A 15,315-nucleotide genomic window follows, 5' to 3' on the forward strand; every position below is an offset into this window, starting at 1 on the left:
TTCTAAGAAGCGAGTAAATACCTGCGAGCTTTCGGCTCGCATATGCCCCCTGTCGGCGAGCATGTTGGGAGTGGGCCGCGATGGCGACCCGACGCAATTAGTTAATTTCGATACGGCGCGGTTTTTTCTCTTCCGGGATCACGCGTTCCAGCTCGATATAGAGCAGGCCGTTCACCAGATTTGCGCCCTTGATATGGATGTTTTCCGCCAGCTGGAATTTGCGCTCGAAGTTGCGTTCGGCGATGCCCTGGTAGAGGTAAGTACGCTCTTTCTGCTCAGCAGCGTGGGAACCTTTCACCACCAGCAGGTTGTCCTGCGCGGTAATGTCCAGTTCGCTTTCGGCGAAGCCTGCCACAGCGATAGCAATGCGGTAGTGGTTTTCATCCACTAATTCGACGTTGTACGGAGGGTAACCGTTATTACTCTGGTTGGGGTTATTTTCCAGCAGGTTGAACAGGCGATCAAAACCGATAGCTGAACGATACAGTGGGGAAAGATCAAAGTTACGCATACTTAAAGCTCCTGACATCAGCGAGAGTGTAAAAGACCTTCCACAATGGACAGGTCATCATGCTATGTAGCCAAACACCCTTCCGGCGTGTTCCCCGGCTACAGGAGTAAAATGCGGCTGCGCTGATTTTTTTCAAGGGTGCTGGTCTGACTTTTTTTTGCACTTTCTGGTGCAGTGCATAGACTGGGATCACAGCACAAAGGGTTAAAGTGCGAATGCCGCCACAGAGCGGAGCGTTAATGCTGTTGCTTTACCTGGCGGAAGGCTATAACCGCCAGGACAGCATTAAAATTACAAACAACGATGATCAATCGACAATGAAAACGATTCTTATAGTTTCTGCACTGTTTTGCGGGGTGGTGTTATCGGGGTGTTCCAGTGTGATGTCACACACCGGCGGCAAAGAGGGGGTTTACCCCGGTACTAAAGCCAGTTCGGCCATGCTTTCAAATGACGATACCGGCATTGGTATGAAGTCGCTGGTGGCGCTGGATATGCCGTTCACTGCGATTATGGACACGCTGTTGCTGCCGTGGGATCTCTTCCGGCGGGATAGCTCTGTCAAATCGCGGGTCGAAAAAAGCGAGCGAGAAAACCAGGCAATCAATAACCTGATCCCACCCGCGCCGATGCCAGCACACTAAATCTACCAACCGGTTTCCGTCATCCATAACTGGCGGAAACCGTCTACCTCTTCCATCCAGGCGATTTGCTTGCCATCCGGTGAAAACACCACCGCATCCGCAGACGGCGGGTTAGCATGATCGGCTGTCAAAAAGGTGATTTCACCACGCACAGCGTCGCACAGCGCAATGCGGTTATCGCAGACAAAACCCAGCGTGTTGCCGGAGGGATGCCAGTTAAAAGCCGACTGAACCCCGGCATCGACATGGGTTAACTGGCGCGGTTCGCCGCCGTTCGGGCTTATCAACCAAAGCTGCACCACGCCGTTGTCGTCACGCATTAAAAACGCAATATATGTCGCCTGCGGATTGCTGCGCACCCAGTGGCGCGGCACATTCACTAATCCCGGATAACACGTGTGATGGGTAAATGTCAGGCGCTTTTGCTGCACGCCTTTTGGCGGCGCGGGCAGAGTAGTTTCGCTCCCCGCCAGCGGCGCATCGCCCGGTGTTTTCCAGCCTTGTTCATCGCGTGGTAAATCAACAATAAACAGCTCCGGGACTTTTTCACCGCTGGCTGACAGTGTATCGCCAATAAACGCCAGCCGCTGATTGCCTACCCAGCCCTCTTCGTAAGCGCGGTTGATCTCATCGCTGCCGGGCGCGGGGGTCGGCGTAGTGCGGCTAACCAGCACGCTCCAGTGGCTGCCCGCATATTCACGCGGATGCGTGCAGGGCGGCGTAACCGGGCCAAACGGCACTGCTACGCCGACATTGCGCAGATCCAGCGCCGGGGAGCGTTCATGCATCACGTGATCGTTATAAGTGAAGCTGACATTTTCGCCATTCGGGCTGAAGACATGCACATGCGTGCCGCCGCGTAGCGCGCCGGGCGTGTAAGGTGCGGTGATATCTAACGCATCAAGATTCTGCGTGCGGCTATTCTCTGTGACGACGCCGCGCCGATGGTGGAAATCGTACTGCCAGTCAGTATCCGGGTTTTCCGGGCCGTGGATAAAAACATATTTCTGCGCTTCAGGGTGAACCGTCACTACACCAACATGCGCGCCATCCGGTGCGGTATACAGCACCTCAACGTTTCCGGTGTGCACATTGACCCGTTCGATGGTTTTGCCGGTAAACGACGCGCCGGAAGGACGCACATCAAACACCAGCCACTGGCTGTCCGGCGTCCAGGTGTTGATGTTGGTCAGTTGATGATTACGCGGGGCGAAGGTGAGTTGTTTCATGAGAATACCCTGAAGCCAAAAATAGCCTCAGGGTATAGGAATGCGTGGCGTTAGCCTACTCGCTTGACGTCACCGACCAGCAAAATGTAGGAGAGCGCACCAATCAGCGCCACAGCAGAGATATAAACCAGCGCCGGGCCAAAACCGTAATCCTGCGCCAGGTAGCCAATCACCAGCGGCACAGTGATGCCGCCCAGACCGCCGACAAAGTTGAATACCCCGCCGGTCAGGCCAATCAGGCGCATCGGTGCGAGTGAAGAGACCAGCGACCAGGTAATCGACGCGAATCCGTTACCGAAGAAAGCCAGCGCCATCAGCGTCATAATCCAGATCGGGTCGTTGGTGTAGTTCGCGCCCATAATGCAGGTTGAAATGAGCAAGCCGCAGATAATCGGCGTTTTACGCGCAATCCCCAGCGAATAGCCCTTTTTCACCAGCGTATCGGCGACCCAGCCCGAAAGCAGCACGCCAAAGAACGCGGCGAGAAACGGAACGGTGGTCATAAACCCGGCTTTCAGCGCGGTGATGCCTTTTTCCTGGGTCAAATAGTTCGGGAACCAGGTGAGGAAGAACCACAGCGTTGAGGTAACGGCAAATTGCCCCAGGTAAACGCCAATCAGTTTGCGGTGGAACACCAGTTTCCACTCCGCTTTGGTCAGCGGCTGGCGCGCCTCTTTTTTCACTGGCGCGTCGCCGTCAATCAGGCCGCCGCCCGCTTTGATGTACTCCAGCTCTGCCTGGCTGACGCTTTTGGTCAGGCGCGGCGGCTGATAAACCTTAATCCAGATAAGCGACCAGATAATGCCAATCCCGCCGGTGATGATAAACACCCAGTGCCAGCTTAGCAGCTCCTGGATCCAGATCAGCAGCGGGGTGAGAAAGGCCAGCCCGACGAACTGCCCGGAGGTGTAGAACCCGACCGCCGAAGCGCGTTCCTGTTCCGGGAACCAGCTTGTCACCATCCGGTTGTTGGTCGGGAAGGCCGGCGCTTCAAAAATGCCGGTGATGGCGCGCAGGCCAATCAATGATAACAGCCCAGTAGCAAAGCCCTGGAACAGCGTTGCCACCGACCAGCCAAAGATAGCGATAAAGTAGGTCAGGCGGGAGCCGACGCGGTCAAGGAACCAGCCGCCGGGAATTTGGCACAGCGTATACAGCCAGGCAAATGCCGAAAAGACGTAGCCCATTTCCGCTTTGCTGATGCCAAACTCTTCCTGAATATGCGCGGACGCCACCGCCAGGTTGGCGCGGTCGACATAACAAATGACGACCGTGATAAAGATCATCAGCAGCGTCACATAGCGGCGACGCCCTGGTTTTGCAGTCGTTACAGAAATATCCATAACTGTCTGTCTCCGGGTTTTGGGCATAGCGAAGCCGCTCACCATGCCCTGTTAAATACAGAGGGTGTAAGGGAAAAATTATTTTTTTAACGTTATGAATGCTCTAAATAGTTTGTGTCGCAGGAAGGCGGCAAGTTTTCGAATCCCCGGGAGCTTACTGAAGTAAGTGACCGGGGTGAGAAAACGCAGCCAACGCACCGGCGGCGCAAAATATGACGAGCATTACCATTCGGCGACGGTGCCGTCCGCGTGCCGCCAAACCGGATTACGCCAGTCCGGCGCATTCTTGCTTAGCGCAATCACTTTCTCTTCGTCAATTTCCACGCCGAGGCCGGGTTTCGTTAACGGTTTAAAGAATCCGCCTTCCATGTTGAAGTCTTCTTTGTTCTTCACGAAATCGAGTAGTTCGGCACCTTTGTTGTAGTGGATGCCCATGCTCTGTTCCTGGAACACTGCATTGTGCGACACGAAGTCAACGTGCAGGCACGCCGCCAGCGCTACCGGGCCGAGCGGGCAGTGCGGTGCCAGCGCCACATCGTAAGCTTCGGCCATACCGGCAATTTTGTAGCACTCGGTAATGCCGCCTGCGTGGGAGAGATCCGGCTGCAAAATCGCAATACCGCCCGCTTCCAGCACACGTTTAAACTCAAAGCGCGAGAACATACGTTCCCCGGCAGCAATCGGAATATGGGTTTGTGCCGCGAGGCGCGGGTAATATTCCGCCTGCTCTGCCAGCACCGGCTCTTCAATAAACAGCGGGCGATACGGCTCCAGCTCTTTAATTAAGACTTTCGCCATCGGCGCGCTGACGCGACCGTGGAAATCGAGACCAAATTCAATTTGATTGCCGAAGGCTTCGCGGATTTGCGCCACGGTATTGACCGCCGCATCCACTTTGCGGGAATCGTCGATAACGCCTAACTCTTCGCAGCCGTTTAATTTAAAGGTGTCGAAACCGATATTGCGCAGGGTTTTAATCCCGTCGATCACCTCTGCCGGACGGTCGCCGCCGACCCAGCTGTAGGCTTTGATTTTGTCACGCACCAGGCCGCCCATGAGTTGCCACACCGGCGCATTCAGCACTTTGCCTTTGATATCCCACAATGCCTGGTCAATCCCGGCGATAGCGCTCATCAGGATCGGGCCGCCACGGTAGAAACCGGCGCGGTACATCACTTGCCACAAGTCATTGATACGCGACGGATCCTGACCAATCAGGTATTCGCCAAGTTCATGTACTGCTGCTTCAACGGTGCGCGCACGCCCTTCAATGACCGGCTCTCCCCAGCCCACTACGCCTTCGTCGGTTTCGATTTTCAGGAACATCCAGCGCGGCGGTAAACGGTAAGTCGTCAGTTTGGTTATTTTCATTGCACTGCCTCTTGATACGCGTTAACAAATGCTTTCGCCTGCTCTGCGGTGCGGCTCACCGGTTGCCCGGCGCGATAGAGATCGCTGCCCAGCCCTGCGCCAACACAGCCCGCTTGCAGCCACTGCGCCAGGTTTTCCGGCGTGACGCCACCGACAGCGAACACCGGCACGTCCGACGGCAATACCGCTTTCAGCGCTTTGATGTAGTCCGGGCCAAAAGCCGACGAGGGGAAAATCTTCAGCGCCTGCGCACCGGCTTCCAGCGCGGTGAACGCTTCGCTGGCGGTCGCGCAGCCTGGGCAGACTGTCATGCCGTGGCTGACCGCGCGGCGGATCACCTCCGGTTGCGTATTCGGCGTGACAATCAATTTGCATCCCATCTGCGCTAGCTGATCGACCTGTTCTGGTTTCAGCACCGTGCCGCCGCCAATCAGCGCACGATCGCCAAAGGTATTAACGATATCGGCAATGCTGGTTTCCCATTGCGGGGAGTTGAGCGGAATTTCGACGGCGTCGAATCCTGCGTCCAGTACGGCGGCGACATGTTCGCGCGCCTCTTCCGGTTTGATGCCACGTAAAATGGCGATCAGCGGAAGCTTAGTTTGCCACTGCATGGGCAATCCTCCTGATACCTGCCTGAAATGCCGTGTCGCCATCCAGCGTGTTGACCGCCCGCCCAATGGCGCGAAACGCGCGCTGATACCGGGCGGAAAGGGACGCGCTGGCGACCAGCGTGATTGCCTGCGAACCGGCAAAGCGGGCGTTCATAGTCGCCACTTCGCCGCCTATTAGCAGGCCCGAAAGGAATTCGCTCACGTGTTCACGCGCTAAACTGCCCAGCACATGGGCGGCGCGAACTTCAAAAAGCTGCGGCAGGATCTCAGGCGATGCGAGGCCGCGCGTCAGGCCTGCATCAAAGGCATTATCACTGGCGGATTGCTCCGGCAAACCTGCGCCCACCAGCGAGTGGCGCAGCAGGAGATGATGCAGTTCACCGGTCATCACGGTACGGAAATCATCAATCTGATGGTGATTCGCCTGCACCCATTTGCAGTGGGTGCCGGGCATCACGTACAACGCGGAGGGGGCGAGTTCGCTGGCGCCCAGCAACTGGGTTTCTTCGCCGCGCATCACGTTGTGATTGTCATCGCGCGACACGCACAGGCCGGGGATTATCCAGACATTCTCTTTGACCTGGGTCAGACGTTCGCCAATGCCATCAAGGGCGGTCGGACATGGCAGATACGGGGCGATTTTCCAGCCTGCGTTGCTGCCAACCATGCCCGCCATCACCACGGGCGTGCTGTCGCTGTTCCAGCCTTCGGTTACTTCTGCTAACACCGCTTCGGGGGCGCGGCCATTGAGACGGGTTACTCCCGCTTCAGACTGCCTGCTGTCCTGGCATACGCCATCCTGAAAATACCAGGCGCGTAAGTTGGTGGACCCCCAGTCGATTGCGATGTAGCGAGCTGTCATGTGATTTCCTTCAACCTTCGTGTCGAGCTGGCGATCATGGTGAGCGCCGCCTGCTCTGCCGCACTGCTGTCCTGATGGCGTATCGCATCGAACAGCGCCTTATGTTCCTGGAGGGTTTTCGGCATGTTCGCCTCATCACCCATCCAGGTTCGTTCAAATACCGCACGTTGCAGTGAGCTAATCGCCACACTCAACTGTTGCAATACCGGGTTGTGCACCGATTGCAGTACCGCTTCGTGATAGCGAATATCCGCTTCGTTAAACGCATCCCGGTTCTGGTTGTTGGCGATCATGTCGTTGAGCGCCGACTCAATTTGCGCCAGGTCGCTGGAGGTGGCGCGTTCCGCCGCCCAGCGGGCGATGGCCGGTTCGACCAGGTTACGCACTTCACTCATCGCGCTGATTAATCGCGGGTCGTAATCGTGCTCCAGCACCCATTGCAGCACCTCGGTATCGAGGTAGTTCCACTGGTTACGCGGGGCGACAAACGCGCCGCGATAACGTTTCATCTCAATCAGGCGCTTCGCCATCAGCGAGCGGTAAACTTCGCGGATGATATTGCGTGAGGTTTCAAACTCTTCGCAGAGATCCGCTTCTGCGGGGAGCGCCGATCCCGGCACATATTTGCCACTGATAATCTGGCGACCGAGGGAAACGATAATGCGGTCGGTTTTGTTCATGGTCATAAAACGTCCTTAGCAACATTTTCTGTACCACTACTTTATCGCCTGTGGCGCAATTTCCCTCAACATTGAAGTACAAATATGCTTGCTTTCCCCTATAGCGTGAGGCAATCGTAGTACAATCAATATGTGTTGTACTACAATTTAGATCACAAAAACGACAATTCGTAAGAAAGTTGTTATCAGGATGCTGTGCGCTGTGAAGGGCAAAAAAAACCCGCGCAGGGCGCGGGTCGGGGGAGAGTTATGGGGCTTATTTCAGGGCGAACTTCTCGATAGCGTAAGCAACGCCGTCTTCCAGGTTGGATTTAGTGACAAAATCCGCCACCTCTTTTACCGATGGGATAGCGTTATCCATTGCCACGCCAATACCAGCGTATTCAATCATCGCGATGTCGTTTTCCTGATCGCCAATCGCCATGACCTCGTCCGGTTTGATGTTTAGCGCTTCGGCAAGGGATTTCACGCCGGTGCCTTTATTGACGCGTTTATCAAGGATTTCGAGGAAGTACGGCGCGCTTTTCAGCACGGTGTATTTCTCTTTCACTTCCGGCGGGATACGGGCGATCGCCTGATCGAGGATCGTCGGTTCATCAATCATCATCACTTTCAGGAATTGCGTTTCCGGGTCCATTTTTTCCGCTTCACAGAACACCAGCGGAATCGTCGCCACGAAGGATTCATGCACCGTGTAGTAGCTGATATCGCGGTTAGCGGTGTAAAGCGTGTTGCGATCCAGCGCGTGAAAATGGGAGCCGACGTCGCGGGAGAGTTTTTCCAGATAACGGTAATCGTCATAGCTCAGAGTCGTTTGCGCCACCGTGCTGCCATCGCTGGCGTTCTGCACCAGTGCGCCGTTATACGTGATGCAATAATCACCTTCCCCTTCCATCAGCAGCTCTTTCATATAGCTGTGCACGCCCGCATAAGGCCGACCGGTGGTCAGCACAACGTTCACGCCGCGTTCGCGTGCGCTAGCAATAGCGTTTTTTACCGCGGGAGAGATGGTGTGGTCCGGCAACAGCAAAGTGCCGTCCATATCGATTGCAATAAGTTTGATAGCCATGAGATCCCCAGATGAGAAATTTCCGCGTTCATGCTAACGCGATTCCGCTCAAAAAACAGCAGCGCGGCGGGGGGAAAAGGAGGACAGGAAGGGGAATTCGGATTCCCCTTTTTAATGCAGAAAGTACGCGTAGGCCTGATAAGCGAAGCGCCATCAGGCAATTTTCGCCGGGTGGCACTACGTTTACCCGGCCTACATTAAACCGGCCGGGAGGACGATTAAATATCGATATTCGCCGCTTTCAGGGCGTTCTCTTCGATAAAGGCGCGGCGCGGTTCAACTGCATCGCCCATTAACGTGGTGAACAGCTGATCGGCGGCAATCGCATCTTTTACGGTGACGCGCAGCATACGACGGCTTTCCGGATCCATAGTGGTTTCCCACAGCTGCTCCGGGTTCATTTCGCCCAGACCTTTATAACGCTGAATGGAAAGACCACGACGGGACTCTTTCACCAGCCAGTCCAGCGCCTGCTCAAAGCTGGCTACCGGCTGGCGGCGCTCGCCGCGTTCGATAAAGGCATCATCTTCAATCAGACCACGCAGTTTCTCGCCAAGGGCGCAGAGACGACGGTATTCGCCACCGGTCACAAACTCGTGATCGAGCGGATAATCCGTATCGACACCGTGAGTGCGCACGCGAATAACCGGCTCGAACTGACTCAGCGCGGTGTTTTCATGAATATCGTATTTCCACGTGCTGCCGTGCGCTTCGTTCTCGTTCAGCACCGTCACCAGTTGAGAAACCCAGCGGGTCACCGCCTGTTCGCTGCTGAGATCGGCTTCCGCCAGTGTCGGTTGATAAACCAGTTCTTTCAGCAGCGCGCGCGGGAAACGGCGCTCCATGCGGCCAATCATTTTCTGCACGGCGTTGTACTCAGACACCATTTTCTCCAGCGCTTCACCTTGCAGTGCCGGTGCGCCTTCGGTGGTGTGCAGGGTTGCGCCATCCAGTGCGATAGAGATTTGATACTGATCCATCGCATCGTCATCTTTAATGTACTGTTCTTGCTTGCCTTTCTTCACTTTGTACAGCGGCGGCTGCGCGATATACACGTGCCCGCGCTCAACAATTTCCGGCATCTGACGGTAGAAGAAAGTCAGCAGCAGCGTACGGATGTGCGAACCATCGACGTCCGCATCGGTCATGATAATGATGCTGTGATAACGCAGTTTGTCCGGGTTGTACTCATCACGGCCAATGCCGCAGCCCAGCGCGGTGATAAGCGTTGCCACTTCCTGGGAAGAGAGCATCTTGTCGAAACGCGCTTTCTCAACGTTGAGGATTTTACCTTTCAGCGGCAGAATCGCCTGGTTCTTACGGTTACGGCCCTGCTTCGCAGAACCGCCCGCCGAGTCCCCTTCCACTAAGTAGAGTTCGGACAGCGCCGGGTCGCGCTCCTGGCAATCCGCCAGTTTGCCCGGCAGACCAGCCAGGTCCAGCGCGCCTTTACGACGGGTCATTTCACGGGCTTTACGCGCCGCTTCACGGGCACGCGCCGCATCGATAATCTTACCGACCACAATTTTTGCGTCTGACGGGTTTTCCAGCAGGTATTCGGCCAGCAGTTCGTTCATCTGCTGTTCAACCGCCGTTTTCACCTCAGAAGAGACCAGCTTGTCTTTGGTCTGCGAGGAGAATTTCGGGTCCGGCACTTTCACCGACACCACCGCAATCAGGCCTTCACGGGCATCGTCACCGGTGGCGCTGACTTTGGCTTTTTTGCTGTAGCCTTCTTTATCCATATAGGCGTTCAGCGTACGGGTCATCGCCGCACGGAAACCCGCGAGGTGAGTACCGCCATCGCGCTGTGGAATGTTGTTGGTAAAGCAGTAGATGTTTTCCTGGAAACCATCGTTCCACTGCAACGCGACTTCTACGCCAATACCGTCTTTTTCGGTGGAGAAGTAGAAGATGTTCGGGTGGATCGGCGTTTTGTTTTTGTTGAGGTATTCAACAAACGCCTTGATGCCGCCCTCGTAGTGGAAATGGTCTTCTTTGCCGTCGCGCTTGTCGCGCAGGCGAATGGAAACGCCAGAGTTCAGGAAGGAGAGCTCACGCAGGCGTTTCGCCAGAATTTCATATTCAAATTCAACTACGTTGGTGAAGGTTTCGTAGCTTGGCCAGAAACGTACCATCGTACCGGTTTTGTCAGTTTCACCCGTCACTTCCAGCGGAGCCTGCGGCACGCCGTGGGCATAAATCTGACGGTGAACTTTGTTATCGCGCTGGATAACCAGCTCCAGTTTCTGCGACAGGGCGTTAACGACAGAAACGCCGACACCGTGCAGACCACCGGAAACTTTATAGGAGTTGTCATCGAATTTACCGCCCGCGTGCAGCACGGTCATGATCACTTCGGCCGCTGAAACACCCTCTTCCGGGTGAATACCGGTCGGAATACCACGCCCGTCATCCTGTACGGAGACAGAGTTATCGCTATGGATGGTGACGACAATATCTTTACAGTACCCTGCGAGCGCTTCGTCGATAGCGTTATCTACCACCTCGAATACCATATGGTGCAGACCGGTGCCGTCATCCGTATCGCCGATATACATACCCGGGCGCTTACGTACCGCATCCAGCCCTTTCAGGACTTTGATACTGGAGGAGTCATAAGAATTCGACATCAACGTTTCTCGCTCATTTAATCTTGGGTTAATCCGTTATTTTACCCTTTTCCACGGTGAACATCTTCGAATTTTTGTCCGACATGTCCATCACGTGATCAGCGCTAATGGCGCTGACGAAAACTTGTGACTGCGTGGCTTTTAACCGGCTGGCTAATAGCCCGCGCTTTTCGTCATCAAGCTCCGAGGCAAAATCATCTATCAGGTATAAACAGCGTCGCCCGCTTTCGCGCGTTAAAAATTCCCCCTGCGCCAGGCGCAGCGCACACATCAGGAGTTTTAACTGCCCGCGCGAGAGCGTGTCTTCTACCGGCGCGCCATCCGCACGAATGCGGAAATCCGCTTTATGTGGGCCGTGCGCGGTGTAGGTCAGCATGCGGTCGCGCTCAAAATTGCGCTCCAGCACCTCGCCATAATCCGTCTCTTTTTCCCAGCCGCGCTGAAAAGAGAAGGTAAGAGAGAACTCCGGCAAAAATTGCTGGCAGGTATCGGCCATATCTTCGGCAATGGCGGCGCTGTATTCGGCACGCCAGCGGCTGATTTGCTCCGCCAGCGGAACAAGCTCTTTATCCCACGGGCGCAATTGCCCGTAATGGCTCACCTGGCGCAATGCGGCGTTACGCTGTTTTAACAGCCGTTTGAGATTGCTCCAGGCGGTAAAAAACCCGGCTTCGTTGTGGAAGCATCCCCAATCAAGGAATGCTCTTCTGTATTTGGGGCCGCCGTTGAGTAAAGTAAACCCCTCGGGCGTAATCAGTTGCATCGGCATTAGCAGCGCGAGCTCCGCCACTTTATGGCCGTCGGTGCCGTCGATACGCACTTTGCTATCGCCGAGCTTATCTTTGGTCAGGCCGATTGCAGTTTCCCGCTCTTCACCCTGCAAACGCCCGTGCAGGACAAACGACTCTTGCTCATGGCGGATCACGCGGCCAATTTGCAAACTGCGAAACGCCCGGCCGTGACCAAGCGTATAGATCGCTTCCAGCACGCTGGTTTTACCGCTGCCGTTGGCACCAACCAGGAAATTAAAGCCGGGAGATAAGGCGAGATCCGCGCTTTCAATATTGCGAAAGTCGCGGATCAGCAAGCGGGTTAGCGCCATTACAGTCTCATTGGCATGACTACGTAAGCCGCACTTTGGCTGGCTGCATCTTCAATCTGTACGCTGGAAACGGAGTCGGTCAGCAGAATGCGCACGTTTTCGCATTTCAGCGCATTCAACACGTCCAGCACGTAGCTGACGTTAAAGCCGATTTCCATTTCACTGCCGCCGTAGGTGACATCGAGAAACTCTTCCGCTTCTTCCTGCTCCGGGTTGTTGGCGGTGATTTTGATCTGGTTCTCGCTGACATACAGACGCACACCGCGGAATTTCTCGTTGGAGAGGATCGCGGCGCGGGCAAAAGCCTGCTTCAGGGAATCACAGCCAGCTTCCAGCGTTTTGTCCGGGTTCTTCGGCAATACGCGGCGATAATCCGGGAAACGGCCATCAACCAGCTTGGAGGTAAAGATAAAATCGCCAACGTGTGCGCGAATGTTGTTACTGCCGATCTGCACACGCAGCGGCGAATCACCGCCGTCGAGCATGCGCATTAATTCAATCACGCCTTTACGCGGCACGATCACCGAATGGTTCGGCAGCGCCTGGCCAATCGGCATGGAACAGACCGCCAGACGGTGACCGTCAGTCGCCACGGTGCGCAGCTCTTCACCTTCGGTTTCAAACAGCATGCCGTTTAAGTAATAACGCACATCCTGATGTGCCATAGAAAACTGCGTCGCTTCGATCAGGCGCTTCATCGTTGCCTGCGGCAGCGTGAACTCGACTTCGCTCTGCCAGTCATCCAGGTTCGGGAAATCCGCCGCAGGCAAGGTTGAAAGGGAGAAACGGCTGCGCCCGGAGCGAATCAACATGCGTTCGCCTTCAAGCTGCACCGCGATTTCCGCGCCTTCCGGCAGACCGCGACAGATGTCGAAAAACTTACGCGCCGGTACGGTCGTCGCGCCCTGATCGTGCGGCTGGGCAAGCGCAACGCGTGCGACCATTTCCATTTCAAGATCGGTGCCGGTCAGCGACAGCGCGCCTTCAGTAACCTGAAGCAGCAGATTACCGAGGATAGGCAACGTCGGGCGTCCACCCAGCGGGCCGCTAACTTGTTGCAGCGGCTTTAATAAATGTTCACGTTCAACGGTAAATTTCATAGCGTCACGAAGAGAGAGTTCGGATTAAATTGGAAAAATCTTCTTTGATATCATGGCTTTCTTCACGCAGCTGCTCAATCTTACGGCAGGCGTGCAGCACGGTAGTGTGGTCGCGACCGCCAAAAGCATCGCCGATTTCCGGCAGGCTGTGGTTGGTCAACTCCTTTGCCAGCGCCATCGCCATCTGGCGCGGGCGAGCTACCGAACGGGAACGCCGCTTTGACAGCAGATCGGCGACTTTGATTTTGTAATACTCCGCCACCGTCTTTTGGATGTTGTCGATGGTGACCAGCTTTTCCTGTAGCGCCAGCAGATCGCGCAGCGCTTCACGCACGAAATCAATAGTAATAGCGCGCCCGGTGAAGTTGGCATTGGCGATAACGCGGTTCAGCGCCCCTTCCAGCTCACGCACATTCGAGCGCAGACGCTTGGCAATAAAGAAAGCCACTTCGCCCGGCAGACGAATGTCGTTTTCGTCAGCTTTTTTCATCAGGATCGCTACGCGGGTTTCCAGCTCCGGCGGCTCGATCGCCACCGTTAAGCCCCAGCCGAAGCGGGATTTCAGACGATCCTCGACGCCGTTAATCTCTTTCGGATAACGATCCGAAGTGAGAATGATCTGCTGATTGCCTTCCAGCAGGGCGTTGAAGGTATGGAAAAATTCTTCCTGGGATCGTTCTTTATTAGCAAAGAATTGAATATCGTCAATCAGCAGCGCGTCAACGGAGCGGTAGTAGCGTTTAAACTCTTCGATCGCATTGTTTTGCAGGGCTTTTACCATGTCCTGGACAAAACGTTCGGAGTGCATATACACCACTTTGGCGTTCGGCTTTCGCGCCACAATGCCGTTTCCTACCGCATGCAGCAGGTGCGTTTTACCGAGACCGGTTCCGCCATATAAAAAGAGCGGGTTATACGCGCCGCCGGGGTTGTCTGCCACCTGGCGAGCCGCCGCACGGGCTAACTGGTTGGATTTACCTTCGACAAAATTATCAAAGGTATGTTTGATGTTTACGTTTGAGCGGTAGGTCGGTTCCGCCGGAGCCGGAACATTGTCCCAGCCAGGGCGCACGGTAGGCGCTACACGTTGCACAACGACCTGTGCCGCCTGCGCGGGCGCAGCAACGGTGGCAGGTTCTTTCAGGGTTTGGCTGACCGGGCGTGTGCCCACTTCGAAACGCAGCTGCGGGGCGTCCGTTCCGCAGAAATCGTTTAGCAGCCCATTGATATTATTGAGGTATTTATCCCTTACCCAATCGAGCACAAAACGGTTTGGCGCATACAAAGCCAGCGTGTTATCGCTCAGTTCCGCCTGCAACGGGCGTATCCACATACTGAATTCTGTGGCTGGTAACTCATCCTGCAATCGGGCAAGACACTGCTGCCAAAGCGAAAGTGACACGGCGGACTCCACTCGAACGTAAATCGATAAATAATAAAGACAGAGACATTAATCTTTTTTGACACACGTCGATAAGACCCAACTGGGTGACGTGCGAACCGCTCTTTACGGTTTTTGCCCTTAAACGATCCTGGATCGCGATCGGGACCGCGGATCATAGCGTAAACCGCGGCAGAGATCTTCTGTTTCTCACAGATTCTTCACGATTTATCCACAGGGCGAGTTGGAACCGGGTAAGTGTAAACGATCCAGACGCAGGTGCGGGACGATTTACGCCGCATATTGGAAAATTTAATGAGTAATGAGGAAATATTGCTTAAACGATCTAATGAAGATCCCGGCGGATCCTTGCTCTTTGCCATTTGCTCCGTATAATTCAGCCCCCGGCGCGTCTTGCTCTTTTTCAGGCGTCGAATACTGCTTATTTTTCGCGCAGATCTGTGCGAAAATGCGTGCGCTATAAGGAAAGAGAATTGACTCCGGAGTGTACAATTATTACAATCCGGCCTCTTTATTACCCATGGCTTGCGCGCCAGTCGTTCGATTTCCGTTCGGGCATACGCAAAAGTCAGTGAATTTATTCAAGTTTAGGTAGAAACCGCCATGAAACGCACTTTTCAACCGTCTGTACTGAAGCGCAACCGTTCTCACGGCTTCCGTGCTCGTATGGCTACTAAAAATGGTCGCCAGGTTCTGGCTCGTCGTCGCGCTAAAGGCCGCGCACGTCTGACCGTTTCCAAGTAATAAAAGCTAAC

General features: G+C 55.0%; 14 protein-coding genes. 2 read left to right on the forward strand and 12 right to left on the reverse strand.

Features of this window, described 5'->3' with window-relative positions; all coding sequences use genetic code 11:
• Window positions 1-97: 97 nt before the first annotated feature.
• Window positions 98-511, reverse strand: a complete 414-nt coding sequence (gene ibpA / locus Q5705_06740; GenBank protein WLI78243.1) for a small heat shock chaperone IbpA — start codon at window positions 509-511, stop codon at window positions 98-100.
• A gap of 317 nt (window positions 512-828) precedes the next feature.
• On the opposite strand from ibpA, the gene Q5705_06745 reads away from it, so the two are divergent.
• A complete protein-coding gene (locus Q5705_06745) occupies window positions 829-1,155 on the forward strand; it encodes a YceK/YidQ family lipoprotein (GenBank protein WLI78988.1) in 327 nt (108 codons plus the stop codon).
• 2 nt (window positions 1,156-1,157) lie between these two features.
• Here the strand turns inward: Q5705_06745 and Q5705_06750 are convergent, their stop codons facing one another.
• The 11 genes from Q5705_06750 to dnaA all read right to left on the reverse strand — a co-directional run bounded on the left by Q5705_06750 (window position 1,158) and on the right by dnaA (window position 14,560).
• Window positions 1,158-2,384 carry a DUF3748 domain-containing protein gene (locus Q5705_06750; protein WLI78244.1) on the reverse strand — a complete coding sequence of 409 codons (1,227 nt, stop codon included), beginning with the start codon at window positions 2,382-2,384 and terminating at the stop codon, window positions 1,158-1,160.
• 50 nt (window positions 2,385-2,434) lie between these two features.
• Complete coding sequence (locus Q5705_06755; protein ID WLI78245.1) at window positions 2,435-3,772, reverse strand: MFS transporter; 1,338 nt, start codon at window positions 3,770-3,772, stop codon at window positions 2,435-2,437.
• A gap of 177 nt (window positions 3,773-3,949) precedes the next feature.
• Complete coding sequence (gene dgoD / locus Q5705_06760; protein ID WLI78246.1) at window positions 3,950-5,098, reverse strand: galactonate dehydratase; 1,149 nt, start codon at window positions 5,096-5,098, stop codon at window positions 3,950-3,952.
• Window positions 5,095-5,712: a 2-dehydro-3-deoxy-6-phosphogalactonate aldolase gene (locus tag Q5705_06765; protein ID WLI78247.1), complete on the reverse strand. Its 618-nt coding sequence runs from the start codon at window positions 5,710-5,712 to the stop codon at window positions 5,095-5,097. The genes dgoD and Q5705_06765 overlap by 4 nt, the downstream gene beginning before the upstream one ends.
• Entirely contained in the window at window positions 5,696-6,574 is an 879-nt protein-coding gene (locus Q5705_06770) for a 2-dehydro-3-deoxygalactonokinase (GenBank protein ID WLI78248.1), read from the reverse strand. Before Q5705_06770 ends, Q5705_06765 begins: the two co-directional genes overlap by 17 nt.
• A complete protein-coding gene (dgoR, locus tag Q5705_06775) occupies window positions 6,571-7,260 on the reverse strand; it encodes a D-galactonate utilization transcriptional regulator DgoR (GenBank protein ID WLI78249.1) in 690 nt (229 codons plus the stop codon). Before dgoR ends, Q5705_06770 begins: the two co-directional genes overlap by 4 nt.
• A 250-nt stretch (window positions 7,261-7,510) precedes the next feature.
• Entirely contained in the window at window positions 7,511-8,323 is an 813-nt protein-coding gene (gene yidA, locus Q5705_06780; protein ID WLI78250.1) for a sugar-phosphatase, read from the reverse strand.
• A gap of 218 nt (window positions 8,324-8,541) precedes the next feature.
• On the reverse strand, window positions 8,542-10,956 hold the full coding sequence (gyrB, locus tag Q5705_06785) for a DNA topoisomerase (ATP-hydrolyzing) subunit B (protein WLI78251.1): 2,415 nt from the start codon (window positions 10,954-10,956) through the stop codon (window positions 8,542-8,544).
• 28 nt (window positions 10,957-10,984) lie between these two features.
• Window positions 10,985-12,058 (reverse strand): DNA replication/repair protein RecF, encoded by a 1,074-nt coding sequence (gene recF, locus Q5705_06790; GenBank protein ID WLI78252.1) that lies wholly within the window; start codon window positions 12,056-12,058, stop codon window positions 10,985-10,987.
• Window positions 12,058-13,158: a DNA polymerase III subunit beta gene (dnaN, locus tag Q5705_06795; protein WLI78253.1), complete on the reverse strand. Its 1,101-nt coding sequence runs from the start codon at window positions 13,156-13,158 to the stop codon at window positions 12,058-12,060. The genes recF and dnaN overlap by 1 nt, the downstream gene beginning before the upstream one ends.
• Window positions 13,159-13,162: 4 nt before the next feature.
• Entirely contained in the window at window positions 13,163-14,560 is a 1,398-nt protein-coding gene (gene dnaA / locus Q5705_06800; GenBank protein WLI78254.1) for a chromosomal replication initiator protein DnaA, read from the reverse strand.
• 603 nt (window positions 14,561-15,163) lie between these two features.
• Here dnaA and rpmH point away from each other — a divergent pair.
• Window positions 15,164-15,304 (forward strand): 50S ribosomal protein L34, encoded by a 141-nt coding sequence (gene rpmH / locus Q5705_06805; protein ID WLI78255.1) that lies wholly within the window; start codon window positions 15,164-15,166, stop codon window positions 15,302-15,304.
• Window positions 15,305-15,315: the final 11 nt, after the last annotated feature.

Source organism: Kosakonia sp. H02, assembly GCA_030704225.1.
In the GTDB taxonomy this organism is placed as follows: domain Bacteria; phylum Pseudomonadota; class Gammaproteobacteria; order Enterobacterales; family Enterobacteriaceae; genus Kosakonia.